The organism is Georgenia deserti, assembly GCF_042680605.1.
GTDB lineage: Bacteria > Actinomycetota > Actinomycetes > Actinomycetales > Actinomycetaceae > Allobogoriella > Allobogoriella deserti.
In genome coordinates this window covers 549,895-568,676 of sequence record NZ_JBHUEE010000001.1, presented here as the reverse complement: position 1 = coordinate 568,676, position 18,782 = coordinate 549,895, and the positions used below count along the sequence as shown (strand labels likewise).

Genomic DNA, 18,782 nt, shown 5'->3' with positions numbered 1-18,782 from the left:
CATGAACATCACGCGGGATCTGGAGGTCTGCACGGACTGCGCAATGCTCATTGCCAACGGTGAGTGCGCGGACGGCATCACCGGGTATGACATCTCCCAGGAGATCGCTGAGGCTCAGGTCGCGCTCTGGGGCGAGGGGATCGATGGCGCTATGGGACTGGTGCTGGACACCGGCGAGCCGCACTTCTCATCGAACCGATGCGACGGATGCGGCAGCACGGACGCAGCAGATCGCTTCCCGGCGGCGCACATCGCCAGCAGGCTGGAGGTGGCGGGCCGATGAGCGCACAGACCATCACCGGAGCCGACCACACCGCCGACGAGGCGCGCGCGCTCACATTGGCGTTGCGTAGCTTCGACATCACGGCCACCGTCGAAGACGTCACGCGCGGCGCAACCGTGGACCGCTACCACCTGGCGCCCGGCGCGGGCGTGAAAGTGAAGCAGATTGCGGCGCTCGCCGATGATCTGGCGATCGCGCTGGAGGTGGCGAGCGTGCGCGTGCTCCCGGTGGGCAAGCACATCGCTGTCGAAGTTCCAGCGGCGCAGCGCCGGACGGTGACGCTGGACGAGGTGGCGGACCATATCCGTCAGACTCATCCGTTAGAGGTTCCGATCGGCGTGAGTGTCGAGGGCGAGGCGGTCGCCGCACGGCTGGACCACCTGCCCCACCTCGTGGTCAGCGGCACGACCGGATCCGGCAAGTCCGTGGCGCTGACCAGCATGCTGGCGCACCTCGTCGCGCATGCGACGCCAGGCCAGGTCGGTCTTGTCCTCGTCGACCCCAAGCGGGTCGAGCTGGCGGCGTTCAGGCCGGTGCCGCACCTGCTGCGGCCGGTCGCTACCGACGTCGACGCGGCGGTGCGCGTGCTGGCAGATGTCGAAGCGACGATGGATGAGCGATACCGCGCGCTGGAACAGGCAGGCGTGCGGAACATCTCCGAGCTGGGAGCCGAGGCTCCTCCATATGTCGTCGTGGCCGTCGACGAGCTCGCCGACCTGATCATGCAGGCACAGAAGCGCGTGGAACCGACGCTGGTGCGACTCCTCCAACTCGGACGCGCCGCCGGGATCCACCTCATCCTGGCGACCCAGCGGCCAAGCGCGGACGTCCTGACCGGACTGATCCGGGCGAACACGCCGTCCCGCCTCGCGTTCTCGGTCCGCTCATACGTCGATTCGAACGTGGCGCTCGGGCAGTCGGGTGCGGAGCGGCTGCTCGGGCAGGGCGACGCACTCTGGTGGCCAAGCGGTGCACGGGAGCCGGAGCGCGTCCAAGCGCCGTTCCTCTCAACGGACGACCTCACCAACATGATGGCCGACGTGGCCGACCACCTCCCCGACGACCAGCCCTATGACGAGCCGGTGGCCGTCGACGAATCGGTGATGCCGGAGAGGCCAGAGCCGATGGACGCGCCCGCAGCGTCGATCCGTGATGACGAGCCCGCCGCACTGAGCTGGGCAGACATCGACGGTGCGATCCGCGCCGCGTACGACAAGGGGAGATCGCACGGCAACCTGCTGGCTCATCCTCCGATGCGCGAGCACCGCGCGATGGTCGCGAGTGATTGGTCGGTGGCCGTCCTCGTGACACTCATGGTCGGCACATTCTCCGTCGTCGCGCTGCCCCTGCTACCCATCGTCGTCGGCGTCGGGGCCGCATACGCGGTGACGCGTCACCGCACGTCGATGGCGAAGTACCGGGCCTCACGGGAGAGGATGCGGTCATGAGCCGACGTGCCGCGATCTACGCGCGCATCTCCAAAGACCGGACCGGCGCCGGGCTTGGAGTCGCACGTCAGGAAGAGGACTGCCGCGAACTCGCAGAACGACTTGGTTGGGACGTCGTCGCCGTGCACACGGATAACGACATCTCCGCCTACTCGGGCAAGCCTCGCCCCGGTTACTCACATCTGCTTGACGACCTGCGAGCTGGGCGCGCCAACGCCGTCATCGCGTGGCACGCCGACCGCTTGCACCGCAGTCCGCGGGAGCTAGAGGAGTACATCGACGTGTGTGAACCTCGGGGCATCGTCACGCACACGGTCAAAGCTGGTGACATCGACCTATCGACATCGACCGGGCGGGCGATGGCCCGCACGTTGGGGGCATGGGCGCGGCAGGAGTCCGAACAGAAGGCGGAGCGCATCCGTAGACAGAAGCGGCAGGCGCTCGAAACCGGCAAGTACCGAGGTGGCGGGCGCCCCTTCGGTTTCGAGTCTGACGGCATGACAGTGCGCGAGGACGAGGCGGCGTGTCTACGTGAGGCCTCTTCAGCCCTGCTCAACGGCCGCTCGCTCGCTTCGATCGTCCGGGATTGGAACACGCGAGGCGTCCGGACGTCGACGGGCGGCACATGGCGAATGGACAACGTCCGCCGGGTGCTTACGCGAGCCCGGAACGCCGGACTCATCGAACACGAGCGGGAAATCGTCGGACCGGCTGCATGGCCAGCCATCGTCGATGAGGACACCTGGCGTGCTGTCGTGGCGCTATTGCGCGACCCGAGTCGGCTCACCAACCGGGTGCGTAGCGCGCCACGGTGGCTCGGGTCCGGTATCTACATCTGTGGTGAATGCGGTGACATCTGCCGAGTGGTGAAGTCCTCCAAGAACCGCCGCGCGTACACCTGCGCCTCTTCACGCTCGCACATCTCCCGACTCCAGGAGCCCGTTGATGACCTCGTCCGGCTCACCATCGCCGAGCGGCTCGCCCGTGAGGACGTCGCCGACCTCCTCGCGAGTGAGCCGGACCCCGGGCCACTGGCTGCGGCACGCGAGCGCGCACAGGCACTGGCCATCCGGGAGGATGAGGCGGCCGAGATGTTCGCGACGGGCGCGATCACGGCTGCCCAGCTCGCCACGCTGAGCGCGAAGCTGCGCAGCGAACGCGAGGCTGCCGAGCGGGAAATTGCTGCCGCTTCCGAACAGCTACAGCTCGGATGGCTGAAGGCTGCGCCCGACCCCGTGGAGGCGTTTCTGACCGCTGACCTTGACGCGCAACGGGCGGCTCTGGACGCCCTCATGCGTGTCACGATCCTTAAAGCGCCGCGGGGCCGACCTGCGGGCTGGCAGCCGGGCGATGAGTCCCGCATCGATCCTGCGTACGTGCGGCGCGAGTTCCGCCGCGATGTCTGACCAAGATGCCCGAGTACCGAACCTCGGACATCGCGCCCGGAGCGCCGCTACTTTGACGCCATGAAGCGGACGGTCCCCGCCGTTGCGGCGGCCCTATTGATGCTCGCTGGCTGCTCCGACGACGGCGGCGGCAGCGAGTCCGATACGGCGACCGGGTGGGCTGAGTTCGAGGCCGCGCTCGATGACGGTGCGCCGTGCGGTGAGCTGTTCGAGATCCGCAATGCATGGGACCCAGACAGCGACCTCGTCGAGCGGGCGAATGAGGCGCTGCGGGACGTGGGGTGCTTCTCGTCGTCGTCGGAGCGCACGGACCTCTGACGTTCGGCGTGTCTCGGAAAGTTGACGGGAGTTGAGAAAGTTCGTCGACTACGGCCCGGCGCGACTTGGACTTCGAATGTGGGGAGATGAGTATTGAGTCATGCAAATTCAACATGATTTAGATGACCGGCCGGTGTGGTGGCTCATCTGCGACGCTCACGCTCCCACACCGCTGGGCGGTCTGGGGTCGGCATGGAACGACCCGTGGCCGAGGAGGCAGGCCGAGCACAACAAGCTCGCGGCCCGCGTCCTGGGGGCACGCCACGTGCCTGCGCCGCCACTGGCGCCCGGTGGTGGGCTGTACGCGCTGGAGCGGCATGAGGTACGGAAGCGTCGCGGGTGGCAGACGTATGACCACATCTCGATCGCCGACGATCTTCTCACTACCCGTTGCCCAACGTGCGGACGTCATACCGAGACGCCAATGGCCGAGCTTGACGTCCGCAGCAGCATTCTGCGGGTCGGCGAGCGCGCATTTCCTGCCGGTTCGACCGTAAGCACACGTAGCTTGGTTTGCTAATCTCGCTGCTGTAGCATTCTTGCTTAGACAGACCGCCCGCTCGGGCGGTTGCAGTCGGGGTCGCGTCGACTCGGTCCGCGATCCGGGCGCCTGATGAAGGCGTTGCACTACGGCCATAGGCCAAACCGTGACCACGGTCACCCTGCCTCGTCGATCCGACGAGCAATATCGAACACTGCGCGGGAAGCTCGCCGCGCTCACGCACTGGCACCCGGAACGCACTGACGAGATCGCCGCGCTCCGCGCCGAGATGGCGACCCTGGCGCTGGAACACGCGATCCGGCAGGCACTCGCCGAGCAAGACCTCTCGGCCGCGCAGCGGCATCGGATCGCCTCGATCGCGCTCGGCGGTGATCGGCGATGAACGCGCTCGACGAGCTGCGCGCTCGGATGGACTGGGCCGCCGAGGACGTCGCGCGCCTCGTGGCGGACGCTCCGCCGCTGCCGCCTGCGACGCGAGCGCGCCTCGCCGCCTTACTGGCCACCTCCGGCAATCAGGTGGCGAAATGACGGCGCCCCGAGCGGGGGCCGGGGCGCCGAAAGACTCTGCCGAAGTCGACACCAGTATCGCACCGACCACCGCGCCGTCCACGAACATCGACGGCGCCCTGCGGTGGGCGCGGCGAGGGCGGCCGGTGTTCCCGTGCGATGCGCGCAAACGCCCCCTGACCGCTCACGGATTCCGCGACGCGACGACGGACGAGGATCAGGTCCGGGCGTGGTGGGCGAGGCACCCGCAGGCGCTGATCGGCATGCCCACCGGCAAGGCCTCAGGCGTGACGATTCTCGACGTCGACGTACCCGCCGGGCCGGGCTCGCTGCTCGGCCTGGAGGTCGAGCACGGCGACATGCCCGAGACGTTCACGGTCTCGACCATGTCGGGCGGGCGGCATCTCTACTTCCGCGCGTGGCCCGGGTCCAAGTCGTCGGCCGGGAAGCTCGGCGACGGGCTCGACGTGCGGGGCGAAGGCGGCTACGTGATCGTGCCGCCGTCACCCGGATATGCGATCGAGCGCAACCTACGCCCGGCCGAGGCGCCAGCGTGGCTGCGTGAGCTGGCGACGGCGGAGATGACGCCGACCACGACCGCCCCGATCGACACCGACGCGCCCGAGTTCACCTCGATGCCGCCGGAGATGCAGCAGGCCGCGCAGGCATACGTGGACACGGCGGTCAATGGCATCGTCGATGAGCTGCGTGCGACGGCGAGCTGGCCCGAGGAGCATACAGACGAGCACGGCCGGGGTTGGGAGAAAACTCAGGCCGACGCGGCGTATCGACTGGCAGAGCTGGCGAGCGCCGCGTGGACCCCGCTGTCGATCGAGGACGCGCATGCTGCGTTCGTCGAGGCGGCTCCGACGGACTCGGGCTGGACGCCGCGTGATGTCGAGACGAAGTGGGCCAGCCAGGTCAGGCGGGCGACGCCTGCGGCGATGCCCGAGGATCTCGGCAGCCGCGGGTCAATTTTCGACGGCGTGCCCGCGTCGCCGAAGACACCGCCCGCGCGGCCTGACCGCCGGGAGAGCCTGACGGACGCCGACCTTGCCGCGCGTGTGTGCGATGACCTGTTACGGGCCACCTTCCGCTGGACGCCCGAACTCGGGTGGCTGCACTTCGACGGGAAGCGGTGGGCCGACTCGTCAGACGTCGCGGTGACCGAGGAGGTTCGCCGGTATCTCGTCGACTGGCACTCCCGAGAGGCGAAGGCCGGGGCGGACATGCGGCGCCTGGAGGCTTTGAACCGGCTGCTGGCGGCCAACCGGATCCGCGCGATCGTGGGGCTGACGAGAGGGATCTTGAAGGCCAGCGCGACCGAGTTTGACTCCCACCCGGACCTGCTCAACGCGCCCAACGGGATCGTGAATCTGCGGACCGGTGAACTACTCCCCCACGACCCCACATTGCTGCTCCGCAAGATGGCCGGGGCCGACTATGCGCCAGGCGCCCGTCATGAAGCGTGGGACAGAGCATTACGGGCCATGCCGGACGACGTCCGGCCATGGATGCAGGTCCGCATGGGCCAGGCGGCGACCGGTCACACGCCCGGCGACGACCGCCTGCTGCTGCTCCAGGGCGGCGGCGAGAACGGCAAGACGTCGATCCTGGAGGCTGCCCAGCGGGCGCTCGGGGACTACGCCCGTGGGATCTCAGAGCGGGTCCTGACCGCGCCGCCGAACGCGCACCCCACGGAACTCATGGATCTGATGGGCACCCGGCTGGCGATCATCGAAGAGCTGCCCGATACCGAGCGGCTCCCGATGGACCGGATCAAGCGGATCGTCGGCAAGCCCACGGTCACGGCCCGGTACACGGGCCAGAACACTGTCGAGTTCGTGGCCAGCCACACCCTGTTCGTCACGACGAACAGCTTGCCCACGGTCACCGAGGGCGACCACGGATCCTGGCGGCGGTTGCTGCTCACCAGGTTCCCGTATCGGTTCCGCAAGCCCGGTGAGCCCATCGAAGGACCTGACGACCGCCGTGGCGATCCGAACCTGCGCCCGACGATCGCCCGGTCACCCGAGGTCCACCGAGCTGTGCTCGCGTGGATCGTCGACGGTGCCCGCCAGTGGTACGCCGCTGGCGAGGTGCTGCCCACACCGCCACCGAGCATCGAGGCGGACATGCTCGCCTGGCGCAGGCAGGCCGACCTGATCCTCGCGTTCCTGACGGACGTAATGGTGCCTGACCGGGAATCGGCGGTGCTCGCCCAAGAACTGCTTGGCGCGTTCAACGACTACCTGCTCGACCGTGGCCATCGGGCGTGGGTCGACAAGAAGTTTGCCGGGCGCTTCGAAGCTCACCAATCCGTCAAGGCAGCCCGGATCGGCAAGGTCCGTAAGCGGGGAACAGAGGGCCTGTCGCCACGCGACCCCGTCGTCGGTGTGCCGGTGTCGACCAACGCTCGGCAGGCGTGGACAGGGCTCCGATGGCTTCGAGACGGAGAGGAGCCCGCCACATGGTGATTTGCCCTCTGACCTGCGGAAACACCTCCAAGTGTGTCAGGTGTGTCAGCAGCAATCGCCGTTTCTATATCTGTCCCTTCATGAGGAACCTCCGATTCCTGCTGACACACCTGACACAGCACCCCTTTACGAGACCACCGAGGAGATCCGAAATGACTGCTGGAAACCTGTGGTCGGCACGACCGACATATGTCGTCCCGCCGTACTTGAACATGTCTGCTGAGGACGGGATCGACGGCGCTCCGGCGAGCCGGGCCGACCGGTTGGCCGACGTGGTGGATGGCCTCGTGCGGGCGACGGTCGGCACGGCCGCCTGGCGTAAGGCACTCACCGCCGCCGAAGCTTGGCTTGCCGAGACAGCGCGATGAGCACCGTCGCCGACCAGTGGGACGAGCTTGTCAGCCTCACCGACACTTGCGAGGTCGCCCGCAGCCTGGCGTCGATGTCCAGCTCAGAGCGGATCGCCCTGATCCACCACGGGTGCTCAGTTTCGACGCTCGCGGAGCGGGTCCGCCATCGAGCACCCGCCGCACCCGTGGTCGGCCGCTCTCCGATGCGCAGCTATGTCGGAGCCGTGGCTCTGACCGTCGCGTGCCCATTCTGCGGCCGTAGGCACGTCCACGGCGGCCTCGCAGGCGATCGGGTCCACGGCTACAGGGTCGCGGACTGCGACGGCCGACGTGGCTACTACATCGCCGAGGGGCCGTCGTGAGCACTGACGCGTTCCTCGCGCACCTCGCGGCCCAACGCGGTCGCGATGACGAGCTGGGCGAGCTTGCCCGGCGCGTCGCATCCATACCGCCGAGTGAAGTTCCGCTGGTCCCGCTCGGCTCGCACGACCTCACCACGCTCGCCGGGACGGTCCCGGCGAGCACCGAACCGAAGGAGAGCACCATGGCAAAGATCCAGATCACCACCGAAGACGAGCTGCGCTTCAGCATCGCTCCAGCGCCGCAGAAGCTATTGATGGTCACGAAAGCTATCCCGCAGACGCCTGAGTGCGCGGCGGCCGCCCGGGAGTTGGAGAGCGCTGTGGGTGCTTATTACGACGCGACGCGCGCTCTTAAGGACATCGATCGCGCCGAGGCCGACCACGAGCGCAAGGTTCGTGCCGAGGCCGTCGCTGCCGTAGAGGAGGGCCGCGCCCCCAAGGGCGTGAAGCGTCCCGACTTCGGAGACGCACGACAGAAGGCGCAGGCGCACGCGGACGCGCTGCTCGCCAAGGCCAAGCAGGCGCGCAGGGCGCTCGATGCTCAGATGGCCGCCGATGCGGCCACAGAATCGGCCCGCAACGCCGAACGCGTGCCCGAGCTATACCAAGAGACCCTCGCCGCGATCGAGGCCGCCAGAGAGGCGTTCTCGACCCTCCTGCGGGCTCGCGAGGACGCGATCGAGCAGCTGGCGGGCAACCCGGACGTCATCATCCGCCACCTCCCCTGGCATGGCCCTGTGGGCGACGGGCTCGACACCGCCGAGAAGTGGCTACGCGAGAACGCTCGGGCGCTCGCCGAGGATTTCCTCATCAACGCTGCGAGCGTCGAGCCGTCACTCCAGATGCGTCGGCAGATGGCCGCCGCCGGGGACTTGGAGCGGCTCTACTCCATCGAGTTGGCCGAAGGCTGGGCTATTACGCAGTACGCAAAGGGTTATACCCCGCCGTTGGTCCAGGTCGCCCCCGCTTCCGGCGGTTCGGCGTTCCGCTCGATCCCTTCGGCGCAGGCCGCGCCCGACTACGGCGACGACCCCGCCGATCTCGGCAAGTACTTCAACGAGTGAACACCTGCCGGGGCGGGGCAGCTCAGCCTCGCCCCGGCTCGACCGAAAGGACAGAAAATGACCGAACGCAAGACGCCAGCCGGGCTCAGCAAGGCCGGTCGCAAGCTCTGGCACAGCATCGCTGACGAGTACGAGATCGAGGAACACGAGGCGCTTCTGCTGGTGGAAGCGTGCCGGACCGCCGACAGACTGGATGCGCTCGCTGAAGCTCAGAAGGATGCGCCGCTTACGGTCGTGAATTTCAAAGGGGATCCGGTCGCATCGCCCTACCTCGTGGAGAGCCGCTTGCAGTCGCAGGTGCTCGCCAAACTCATCGCATCCCTGCGCCTGCCGACCGGCGATGAGGGCGAGGAGAAGCGTCCGCAGCGCCGTGGCGGCGCACGGGGGGCTTATGGCATCCGGGGGGCGGTGTGAGGCGCAAGCGGTCCCGCGGCCCGTACGTGGCCCCGCTGCCGCGCCTGCGCGGCCTGAGCCGCCCGGAGGCGATCGAGGCGGTCCGGACGTGGTCGGCCGACCATGAGGCCGGGAGCGAGGTCCGTATCTGCGCCGAGGTCGTGCTCGATGAGATCGAGGCGTTCGACTACGCCGATGCGGTGGCGATCGAGAAGGTCGCCGCGCTCATGCGGCGCTGGGCGGAGGTGCGCGGATGAGGAAGGGCGGAGCGTGCACGTTCGAGGGTTGCACCAATAGGCAGGAGGCGCGCGGGCTATGTAGCGGGCACCGCGCGCAGTTCGTGAAGGGGCAGATCCTCCGCCCATTGAAGACGGCGCTGCCGACCACGCTCCCCGACGACCCGGACGAGCGCGCGGTCCTGCTGGCGAAGGCTGACCGCCATCCATCGCCGACCACGCGGGCGCTGACCCGAGGGCTTGGCATCGACCGGGGCTGGTCGCACGTCGGGGACAAGGCGGTCGATGCTGAGCTGCTCCGCACCGTCGAACAGGGCGCCGCATGCGCTCGGTCCGACGAGGACCTCGTCACCGACTTTCGGTACCAGACCGACGCGGACCCCGTGCGCGGCCGATGCATGGCGCTCTGCCCCGTACGAGAGCTGTGTCTATGGCAGGGACGCGCGACGCGCGCTTGGGGCCTCTATGGCGGCGTCGTCCTCGTAGATGGCTTCATCGCTGCGGAGAGTGAGGCATCGTGATCGTCGATCCAATCACCAATCCGCACGCGCGGCTGGGCGGGAGGCGGCAGGCTTCGTTCATGGAAATTCGCGAGGAGCGCCAACTCAACCCGGTTGCTGACGACGTCAGCGCCCTGATCGCCGTCACACGACCAATCGTTGTCGGGCTCTTGCACTCGATCGGCGAGGAGTACCTGGAGCCGCACGGCGGCCGGGGAAACATGCGCCTCGCGGACCTAGGCAGGGTTCGCAAGGGCAGCGACGGCGACCTCGGAGTCGCATTCGAGTACGCCGTCCATGACGCAGTTGTGAACCGTGAGCAGGTCGTCATCGACCGGATTGTCACGGCGCTCAAGCAGTGCAAGGTCTCGGGGAACAGCATCGCCTCGATCCTCTTCGCCATCGAGAAGACCGGCGCGAAGCAACTTGTAGAGACCAACCGGGAACTCATCACACCCGATTCGCGCGTGCTCTCAGGGAAGCGCGGCCAACCCGTCAAACTCCAGGGCTACATGAATCAGTTGGCCGCAGCCTTCCATCGGCCAACAGCGAGGCTCGCACTCCCTCGCAGCATCCAAGGCCTCTGGAAGGCTGACCTGTTCCTCGGCTCGTCATCCCAGGACCGATGGGTTGGGACGTCGATCAAGATCAACCCCAGCAGACTCGAAAGTGCACCGGGTCTCCGTGTCGCCATCGTCCCGTCTTCGGCCCAACGTTCAGACATCGTCCGTAAGGATGAACAGAAGAACCTTGTCATCTGCCCGATCCCGCATGACTTCAGCTTCATGCAGACCTTCTTTGAAGGCGTGCGCATCGTCCAGATGCTGCTCTCGCGAGACTTCCACATGCCCACCGCGGCTGAGCTGCCCAACCCACTTCATCGCGAGGTTGCCAAGGTCTATGTAGAGCGTCGGGAGTTCAAGGTCCAGGACGTCATCGACGTTCTAGCGGTTTTCGCTCAACCGCAACTCCTCACCACGACACCAGAGATGGTTACGACCGTAGGGTTCTCCGGCTCGGTGGAGGCCGGAACGTCAACGGCGCTTGGTCCGATTCCACGGCTCGAGATCTGATCCTTAGGGCGTTTTAGACCGCCCGCAATCTGAGCTGCTATGCGGACCGGTAGGCGAGCGCCGGAGGCGAAAGGGTCATCCCCCAGGGGGGCGGCGCGGATGATCGGGCAGCGTGACGAGGGTCCGCGCGTGGCATGAGGTGCAGGCAGGCGGCGCAAACGAAAGACAGTCACATCACGACTTGACAAGGGCGCCGACCATCGTGGTCTTGCCCGCCTGGGTGGCGCCGGAGACCAAGATGTTCATGCCGGCGACGACGGCAGCGTCCAGGAACGTCGCCGCCTGCTGGTTCATCGAACCGAGCGCAACCAGGTCCCCGAGGCGACGGGCACGCGTGACGTACTTGCGGATGTTGACGGCCCATGCCGACTGCGTCACGTCCGGGATGACCACGTGGACCCGCTCTCCACCGGCGAGCGTCGCGTCGACGAACGGCGTCGAGAGGTCCAGGCGCCGTCCGGAGAGCCGGAGCATGCGTTCGACCAGGTCCTTGACCTGCGCCTCGTCCAGGATCGTCGTCGTCAGCTCGGACCGACCCTGCCGCGCGACGAATACCTTCCCCGGTTCGTTGATCCAGATCTCCTCGATCTGCGGATCGTCGAGGTAACGCTGCAGCGGCCCGAGTCCGGCGACGGCGTCGACGACCTCCTTGCTCGCCGCCTCCGGATCGGGCAACGGCGGGACCAGCCCCGCCACCGACCGGTCGTCATAGTCGGACAGCGCCGCGGCCACGAGGCTGCGCACCCCGTCCATGTCCCGCGCCGGGTCGATACCCCGGCGCCGGACGAGCTCACGGACCTCGCTCTCCAGCAACGCGACGCCGTCGTCCATTCGGTCCCCTGCGTCCGATTCCCCATCTGTAGGTCCGAGAACATACCAAGGTCCGTCCGCGGCGGAGCCCACTTGTGGAAAACGGTCAAGCCGCCGCAGCACAGGCTCCGGCCGAACCCATGCCAGGACCTTGCACGCCGAATCGGCGGAGGTCTAAGGTCTTACCACCTGCTGTAATCGATTTCGCAAGGCGCGCCTTCTGCACTCGACCCGAGTCCTTCAACGACGATCGACGGAGCTCAACGATGACACCGATGCACCCGGCCGGCCCCTCGCGCCGGTCCATCCTCGCCGCCGGGCTGGGCGCCGGAGCCCTGTACGCCCTGTCCGCCTGCACTCCGCCACCGGACCAGCAGGCCGGCGGCAGCGGCATCCAGATCCCCGATCCCGCCTCTCCCCTGCCCGAGGGCGACATCACCCTGCGCGTGATCGACAGCGGCGACACGAAGACCAACTACTGGGAGGCGGTGCTGCCCGCCTACGAGGAGAAGCACTCCAACGTCACCACGGAGTACGACGGCCTGGCCTGGGAGCAGATCGACGAGCTCGTCCCGCTCTCGGTGCGCAACGGCACCCTGCACGATCTGGTCCAGCTCGCACCTGGCAGCGCCATGCACGCCCAGGCGATCAGCGAGGGCTGGGTCCAGCCGCTGGACGACGTGATGCCGAACTTCCAGGAGTGGAAGGACCAGTACCCCGAGGGGATCCTCCTCGACGGGATCCACGTCTTCGACGGCAAGACCTACTCCTTCCCCGCGACGGCGGACAACCGGTACGAGATCTGCCTCATGTACTCGCGCCAGCTCATGAACGACGCCGGGTACGACCCGGAGGAGAGCCCGCTCACCTGGGACGAGTACCGCGACGCCGCGAAGAAGATCACCCGGGCCGGCAACGGGCAGGTCTACGGCGTGGTCCTCGAGGGTGCCCAGGCCAACCGGCTGGAGCTGTGGATGCACGGCTTCGCCAACATGCTCGGCGGCCACGCCCACGACCCGCGCACCGGCGAGATCAATTACGCCACCGACGAGTACCTCGAGGCGTTCGAGCTGCTCCGGGCGCTCATGTCCGACGGGAGCATCTTCCCGGGCTCGACCTCCCTGAACGCGCCGCAGGCGTGGCCGCGCGTGGCCACCGGCTCGGCCGGCATGGTCACCGCCGGCCCTTGGGTCATCACACTGTGGGAGGAGGAGAACCCTGACTTCGACTTCGGCGTCGGCGCCCACCCCCGCCCGGGGCCCGACGCACTGCCGGTCGGCTACGCCCCCGGCAAGGGCGCCGACGCGATGTTCGTCTACGCCGAGACGGACATCCCCGAGTACGCCGGCGACCTCATCGCCTTCCACGGCAGCCGGGCCGGCGCCGAGGCCTGGGGCCGCCTGGTCGGCCCGGGCAGCCCGCCGCCGTACCCGGACGTGGTCGAGGCGCTGAAGGACCAGGTCTCCCCCGGCGGCGCACGGTCCTTCGAACTCGCCGACCAGCAGGTGATGTTCCCCTCCGCGGTGGTGCGCAACCCGGACGTCGCACGCGCCAACCAGGAGTCCCCGCCCGTGACGCCGAACTTCGGCGAGATCATCGCCGGTGTCCTGGACGGCTCGGTGACCGACGTCCGCGCCGCGCTGACCGACCTGTCCGACCGCAGCCGCCGCGCCCGTGAGGAGGGCATCGCGGCCGCGCGCGAGGCGGGGGCCGAGGTCAGCGAGGAGGACTGGGTGTTCCCGAACTTCGTCCCCGGCGAGAGCTACACGCCGGACAAGTACGACGAGCTCTGACGGCTGCTGACAGCTGACCCGATCGTCTGTGCTTCTCCCTGCTCAGCCGAGTCCGGATACACGCTCGACGGCACCACTATCGATGGGCCCCAAACTCGCGCATCGGGGTCAGGGCGATATTGATGTCTGCCGCCGATACGCAGCCGTCCTCCTCACCGCCACGATCCGTCGCTTCGAGCCGGACGAATCGCGCGCGGTGGGCGTCCCAGGCCGCCACTTTTGTGGCGATCGAGTCCTTCCACGTGCCGCTGGCGACTTCGCGGAAACGCTCGCCGTCGCGGCTCGTCTCGATGCGGTACCCCGTGATGGCCTCCTCGGGCACTCCGGTGATGCGAGGACGGTATGTCAGGCCGTGGATCTCACGCTCGGCCCCCAGGTCCAGCGTGATCGACTGCGGCAGAGGCGAGAGCGGCTCGTATTCCGAGCGCCACGCCGTTTCCACCCGATCGTCGATCGCAAGGTGTGCACCAAAGACGGCGCCCCGGTCGTTCCGCGTGTGCTCACTCGTGACTCCCGTCACGCTCATCTCATCGTGTCGGACGAATCGGGGGTGCTGGTCACTCGGGACAACCTCGAGATCGTCGAACTGGGCATTGACCCATGGGCTGGCTCGTAGGCCGACCTGACCAACCGTGTGCCGGTCGTCGCGCACCTCCGCGATCGGATCGCCGTTCACCGTCACGGTGACGAGGTCGTGGAGAAACCGCAATGACAGCGAGAACCACTGATGGCAACCGACGGCGACACCGTGGCCAGAATCCAGAAGGCTCTCGTTCCCGGCGACGTCCTGGCTGAGTAGCAGCCACTCTCCGCTGTCATGCACCCGAAGCTGGTAGCCGCCGACGGCGTGCTGCTGGCTTTCCACGCGCCCCAGGAGAGCGACGTAGCCCGGCTCCTCCAACAAGGCCCTCACGCTGACCTCGTAGTCGCCCCACCAGCGAGGGTCCCCCACGATTGTGGTCGGCGGCATGCTCCAGCCGTGCCAAGCGATGGGTTCCTGGGTGACCATCTGCCGGTAGCAGTGTCCTTCCCGTCCACCTCCGCATCGAGCCACCTGGAAGCCACCGTGAACATCTGAGAAGTAGGGCGCCAGCTCGCCCGGGCTGAGTCCTTCGAAGTCCTGGCGGAACGGCAGCTGTAACTGCTCCGACGAGGACGAAGCCGGCTTCACGTCGCCCTTCCGCTGCCCGGTCGTCGTTGAAACCGTGTAGACGTGCCCCGGTTTGACCGTGAACTCGAAGCTTCCGTCGGAGGGTTCGATCACTTCGTCCACATAGAACTCGGTCTCCGGCATGTTCGACCGTAGGTCGGTCGACCAGACAGACACCCGCTCTCGAGAGAGGCCGCCGGTGACGTCGACCTGAAGAGTCTCGGGGTGCTGGAGGTCCATCGTTTCCACGTACAACGTGTAGTCGCCAGTCGAATGACACCGCAATCCTGAGTAGCTCGTACCGGCCGCCGTATATCCATTGGCAGGATCCACGTACCGCCAGCCGGGCTCGGTGAACTGCGTCATGTGGGCATCGACCCAGATTTCTTTGCCGACGTCGTAATAGCCCGACCATGGACGATCGGCCAGCATGAGTCCCGTGCCCCCGATGGGAAACGTCCCGTACCATGCGGCAATCATTGCCCAGTTGTAGTTTGCGGTCACTTGGGCATCGATATAGTGGCGACTCATGGCTCGCGCGAGCGGCTCAGCACCGACCTGATAGTCGGTCGTACTGTTCTCGCTGTCCCAGAGCGGCTTATCCAGCGCCAACGCGTCGTCGGTAATGCTGCACTGCCGCTGGAGAGTGCGCCACCCGCAGATGTCGTGCTCCCCGACGACGTCGATCGCGTCCGCGAGCTCGGGATCCTTCCGCATCGCGGAGGCGATACTCCAGTAGTTGGGGGGCGTATGGTCGTCGGTCGCTACGACCTGGACATGCCCGTAGCCGTGAGCGTGAAGTTGCCTCTTGAGGAGGACATAGAAGTCGCGATCCCATCCGCGTTCGTTTCCGCCCCCAATATAGTCGATCTGGAACCCGTTTCGTGAAGCACAGCCGAGCCACGAGACGATATAGGCCACATGGTCCTCGGACCAGAAGCCACCGTCGAACCACCCCGGCGCCCCCCACGCCAACCCGTACAGCAGAATGTTCGGATTGCGGACTTTCGCCTCCCGCATAAGCCACCATTCATAACCCAACCCTTCCTCCACCTCGCCGGGTCGACGCATGTGGCTGGGTTCGGCACCGATGGTCGCGTCCATGTCGCCACCGATCTCGACCTTGAGCGCTTGAAGCGACGCTCCATAACGTGGCTTGAAGAGAAGGTCGAGAATCTCACTCCTCGCGGGCTCGGGATAGTCGACGAGAAGGCGGGACGAGCCGCCAGAACTGATCGCCCCCACGCCGTCGAAGCGGCGCCCGCCGGCCTCTCCGTCCATAGCGATCCTGTGCGCCGGCCCGAGCGATGACGGCATGGCTCCTCCAGAGCAATCGATTACTCCGTGGCGCTTGCACCCTTGACGTAGCGCCCGGTGGCCAAGAGACTTGACCACTGACCACTGGTCTGTCAAGGACCTCAAGGAGGGCAACGATGCCTAGAACCCCTAGAACACCGCCCAGCAAAGACATCTCTCGGCGTGCCACTCTCGTCGGAGGGGCGAGTCTCGGTTTAGCGCTCGGTCTCGGTGCCTGCACGCGTCCGGACACAGAGACGGAATCTCAGCTGATCCAAATTCCGGATCCCGCACAACCACTCCCCGAAGGGGAGCGCAGCTTCCGCATCATGGATAGCGGGGACACCAAGGCCGCCTACTGGACGCAATTGGTCGAGGCGTACCGGGAGAAGCATCCCAACATCGACCTCAGCTACGACCCCCTCACGCCCAACTCGATGACAGAGGTCGTACCCCTCGGCGTTCGCAACGGCACCCTGCACGATCTCTTCCAGTTGCCAGGCGGCCTCATGGACGAGGCCGTCGAGGAAGGCTGGGTTATGCCGTTGGATGACGTGATCCCGAACTTCGAGGACTGGAAGAGGCAGTACCCCGAGGGCATCCTCTTCGAAGGCGTACACATCTTCGACGGTAAGACGTACTCGTTCCCCGGGACCGCACCCAACCGATACAACGAATGCCTGCTCTACAGCCGGCAGCTCATGAACGACGCCGGCTACGACCCGGAAGAGTCACCGTTAACGTGGGACGAATATCGGGACGCAGCCAAGAGCATTACGGAGGCTGGAAACGGCCAGGTTTACGGAGTCACTCTTGAAGGAGGACAACCTCCGAAACTAGTGCTTTGGCTCGAGGCCTTCGCACAGATGGGAGGCGGATACGGGCTCAACCCGGCCACGGGCGAGTATGACTATGCGTCGGACGCGTGGACGGACGCACTGGACCTCCTCCTAGCGCTGCAGGCGGACGGCAGCCTCTTTCCCGGGTCGGCCTCGATGGAAGCGCAGCAGACAACGTCCCGGGTGGTCGGCGGCTCGGTGGGGATGGTCACCGCAGGGCCGTGGATGATCCCGCAATGGGAGGACGAGAACCCTGACTTCGACTTCGGTGTGGGCGCGCATCCGCACCCCGGACCGGGCTCACTGCCGCGCGGTTACAACCCGGCCATCAACCAGGACGCCATGTGGGTGGCTTCCAGCACCGAGAATCCCGAGATCGCCGGCGACATTCTCGCATACCACGGCAGCCTCGAGGGTGCCACGGCGTGGATGTCCATCGTTGGTCCGGGCAACCCCACGCCTTTCGAGGAGGCACACGCGGACGCGGCTGACGCCCTCAGCCCCGCCGGTCGCCGCGCCTTAGAGCTGTCCGAGACCTTGGTCAGCTTGCCAAGCGCCCTGATCCGAAACCCCGAAGTGGCGATCGCCAATCAGGAGATGCCCGCGTTGACCCCCGGCCTGGGCGAAACCATCGCCGGCATCATCGACGGATCGATTACGGACGTGCGCTCGGCGATGCAGGACCTCGAGGACCGCTCGGACGAACAACTCGACCAGGCGATCGCCGCAGCGCGCGACAAGGGAGCGAACGTCTCACGTGAGGACTGGGTCTTCTCGAACTTTGTCCCCGGGGAGCCCTACACCCCAGACATGTACGACGAGCTCTGAGGATCCGCCATGGTTGCCGCGACCGACGTCTCGCTGCCGAACGAGGCGCGACCGGAGAACACCAAGACACTGCGCACCCGCATGTGGGAGTACCGCTGGTGCTACGTGTTCATGATCCCCACCGCCGTGCTGGCGGCGATGTTCACCTTCTACCCGATGATCAACTCCTGGGTGATCGCCTTCCAGGAGTGGAACGGCATCAGCGCGGACAAGCAGTGGGTCGGCTTCGCGAACTTCGCCGAGATCTGGCAGGACCCGTACTTCTGGTCCGCGTTCCGCCGCACCGGCGTGTTCGTGCTGATGACGGTGCCGATCTCGCTGGTCATCGCGCTGCTGATCGCGATCGCGCTCAACGACACCTCCTACCGGCTCCGGCCCCTCTTCCGCACGGTCTTCTTCCTGCCGGTGGTCACGACGACGGCGATCGTCGGTGTGGTCGCGACCATGGTCCTCAACCCGTTCGACGGCCCGTTGAACTCGGCGCTGCTCACCCTCGGACTCATCGACCGGCCGATCGACTTCCTCGGCGACCCGAACACCGCCCTGTGGTCCGTGGCCGGCGTCTTCATCTGGAAGTGGATGGGCATCTCGATGATCTACTGGCTCGTCGCGCTGCAGACCGTGCCGCGGGAGCTGCTCGAGGCCGCCTCGGTGGACGGGGCCCGCGGCTGGCAGCGCCACCGGCACATCACCGTCCCGATGGTGCTCCCGTTCGGCGTCATCATCACCCTCATCGCCGTCGTCGGGGCGTTCCAGACGTTCCCGCTGGTGCAGGCGATGACGCGCGGCGGGCCGTCCTACTCCACCGAGCTGATGGAGCTGTTCATCTACCGGCTCGCCTTCGCCTCGGCAGAGGAGCCGCGCCTGGGGTACGCCTCGGCGGCCGCGGTCATCTTCGGCCTGGCGATCCTGATCCTCACGCTGGCGCAGGCGTGGGGCGTCCAGCGCATCCGGAAGATGAGGTCCGGAGCATGAGCGCGAGGAGCCGCCGCGGAGGCACGCCGAGGAACGAGGTGTGGTGGAGCGAGGCACCGCAGCGATCGTGCGAGAGGAGCACAGCATGAGCGCGAGGAGCCGCCGCGGAGGCACGCCGAGGAACGAGGTGTGGTGGAGCGAGGCACCGCAGCGATCGTGCGAGAGGAGCACA

17 protein-coding genes and 1 pseudogene are annotated in these 18,782 nt (G+C 67.0%); 16 read left to right on the top strand and 2 right to left on the bottom strand.

From position 1 onward, the window contains the following. Position 1 precedes the first annotated feature (1 nt). From ACFSE6_RS02700 to ACFSE6_RS02640, 13 genes are all read left to right on the top strand, one after another. Positions 2-283 carry a hypothetical protein gene (locus tag ACFSE6_RS02700; protein WP_388002155.1) on the top strand — a complete coding sequence of 94 codons (282 nt, stop codon included), beginning with the start codon at positions 2-4 and terminating at the stop codon, positions 281-283. Beyond that, positions 280-1,731, top strand: coding sequence for a DNA translocase FtsK (locus ACFSE6_RS02695; protein WP_388002154.1), 1,452 nt, complete (start codon positions 280-282; stop codon positions 1,729-1,731). Before ACFSE6_RS02700 ends, ACFSE6_RS02695 begins: the two co-directional genes overlap by 4 nt. Continuing rightward, entirely contained in the window at positions 1,728-3,137 is a 1,410-nt protein-coding gene (locus ACFSE6_RS02690) for a recombinase family protein (RefSeq protein ID WP_388002153.1), read from the top strand. Before ACFSE6_RS02695 ends, ACFSE6_RS02690 begins: the two co-directional genes overlap by 4 nt. A gap of 60 nt (positions 3,138-3,197) precedes the next feature. After that, on the top strand, positions 3,198-3,455 hold the full coding sequence (locus ACFSE6_RS02685) for a hypothetical protein (protein ID WP_388002152.1): 258 nt from the start codon (positions 3,198-3,200) through the stop codon (positions 3,453-3,455). A 647-nt stretch (positions 3,456-4,102) separates the two neighbouring features. Continuing rightward, entirely contained in the window at positions 4,103-4,339 is a 237-nt protein-coding gene (locus ACFSE6_RS02680; RefSeq protein ID WP_388002151.1) for a hypothetical protein, read from the top strand. After that, the gene (locus ACFSE6_RS02675) at positions 4,336-4,485 is read left to right on the top strand and encodes a hypothetical protein (RefSeq protein WP_388002150.1); all 150 of its coding nucleotides are present in this window, start codon (positions 4,336-4,338) and stop codon (positions 4,483-4,485) included. Before ACFSE6_RS02680 ends, ACFSE6_RS02675 begins: the two co-directional genes overlap by 4 nt. Next, a complete protein-coding gene (locus ACFSE6_RS02670; RefSeq protein ID WP_388002149.1) occupies positions 4,482-6,941 on the top strand; it encodes a phage/plasmid primase, P4 family in 2,460 nt (819 codons plus the stop codon). Before ACFSE6_RS02675 ends, ACFSE6_RS02670 begins: the two co-directional genes overlap by 4 nt. Positions 6,942-7,093: 152 nt before the next feature. After that, entirely contained in the window at positions 7,094-7,309 is a 216-nt protein-coding gene (locus ACFSE6_RS02665) for a hypothetical protein (protein ID WP_388002148.1), read from the top strand. Between the two features lie 340 nt (positions 7,310-7,649). Then, positions 7,650-8,717 (top strand): hypothetical protein, encoded by a 1,068-nt coding sequence (locus tag ACFSE6_RS02660; protein ID WP_388002147.1) that lies wholly within the window; start codon positions 7,650-7,652, stop codon positions 8,715-8,717. 57 nt (positions 8,718-8,774) lie between these two features. Beyond that, positions 8,775-9,131, top strand: coding sequence for a terminase (locus ACFSE6_RS02655; protein WP_388002146.1), 357 nt, complete (start codon positions 8,775-8,777; stop codon positions 9,129-9,131). Continuing rightward, entirely contained in the window at positions 9,128-9,367 is a 240-nt protein-coding gene (locus ACFSE6_RS02650) for a hypothetical protein (RefSeq protein WP_388002145.1), read from the top strand. Before ACFSE6_RS02655 ends, ACFSE6_RS02650 begins: the two co-directional genes overlap by 4 nt. After that, complete coding sequence (locus tag ACFSE6_RS02645; RefSeq protein WP_388002144.1) at positions 9,364-9,867, top strand: hypothetical protein; 504 nt, start codon at positions 9,364-9,366, stop codon at positions 9,865-9,867. Before ACFSE6_RS02650 ends, ACFSE6_RS02645 begins: the two co-directional genes overlap by 4 nt. Then, entirely contained in the window at positions 9,864-10,919 is a 1,056-nt protein-coding gene (locus ACFSE6_RS02640) for a hypothetical protein (protein WP_388002143.1), read from the top strand. Before ACFSE6_RS02645 ends, ACFSE6_RS02640 begins: the two co-directional genes overlap by 4 nt. 186 nt (positions 10,920-11,105) lie before the next feature. On the opposite strand, the pseudogene ACFSE6_RS02635 reads toward ACFSE6_RS02640, so the two are convergent. After that, positions 11,106-11,750, bottom strand: a pseudogene (locus ACFSE6_RS02635) (ATPase, T2SS/T4P/T4SS family); the annotation flags it as partial. 245 nt (positions 11,751-11,995) lie between these two features. Between ACFSE6_RS02635 and ACFSE6_RS02630 the strand changes: the two are divergent. Beyond that, a complete protein-coding gene (locus ACFSE6_RS02630; protein WP_388002142.1) occupies positions 11,996-13,522 on the top strand; it encodes an ABC transporter substrate-binding protein in 1,527 nt (508 codons plus the stop codon). Between the two features lie 76 nt (positions 13,523-13,598). Here ACFSE6_RS02630 and ACFSE6_RS02625 read toward each other — a convergent pair whose 3' ends face one another. Then, the gene (locus ACFSE6_RS02625; protein WP_388002141.1) at positions 13,599-15,989 is read right to left on the bottom strand and encodes a discoidin domain-containing protein; all 2,391 of its coding nucleotides are present in this window, start codon (positions 15,987-15,989) and stop codon (positions 13,599-13,601) included. A gap of 308 nt (positions 15,990-16,297) precedes the next feature. On the opposite strand from ACFSE6_RS02625, the gene ACFSE6_RS02620 reads away from it, so the two are divergent. Next, positions 16,298-17,635: an ABC transporter substrate-binding protein gene (locus ACFSE6_RS02620; RefSeq protein WP_388002140.1), complete on the top strand. Its 1,338-nt coding sequence runs from the start codon at positions 16,298-16,300 to the stop codon at positions 17,633-17,635. A 9-nt stretch (positions 17,636-17,644) separates the two neighbouring features. Beyond that, positions 17,645-18,610 (top strand): carbohydrate ABC transporter permease, encoded by a 966-nt coding sequence (locus ACFSE6_RS02615; protein WP_388002139.1) that lies wholly within the window; start codon positions 17,645-17,647, stop codon positions 18,608-18,610. The last annotated feature ends 172 nt before the right edge of the window (positions 18,611-18,782 follow it).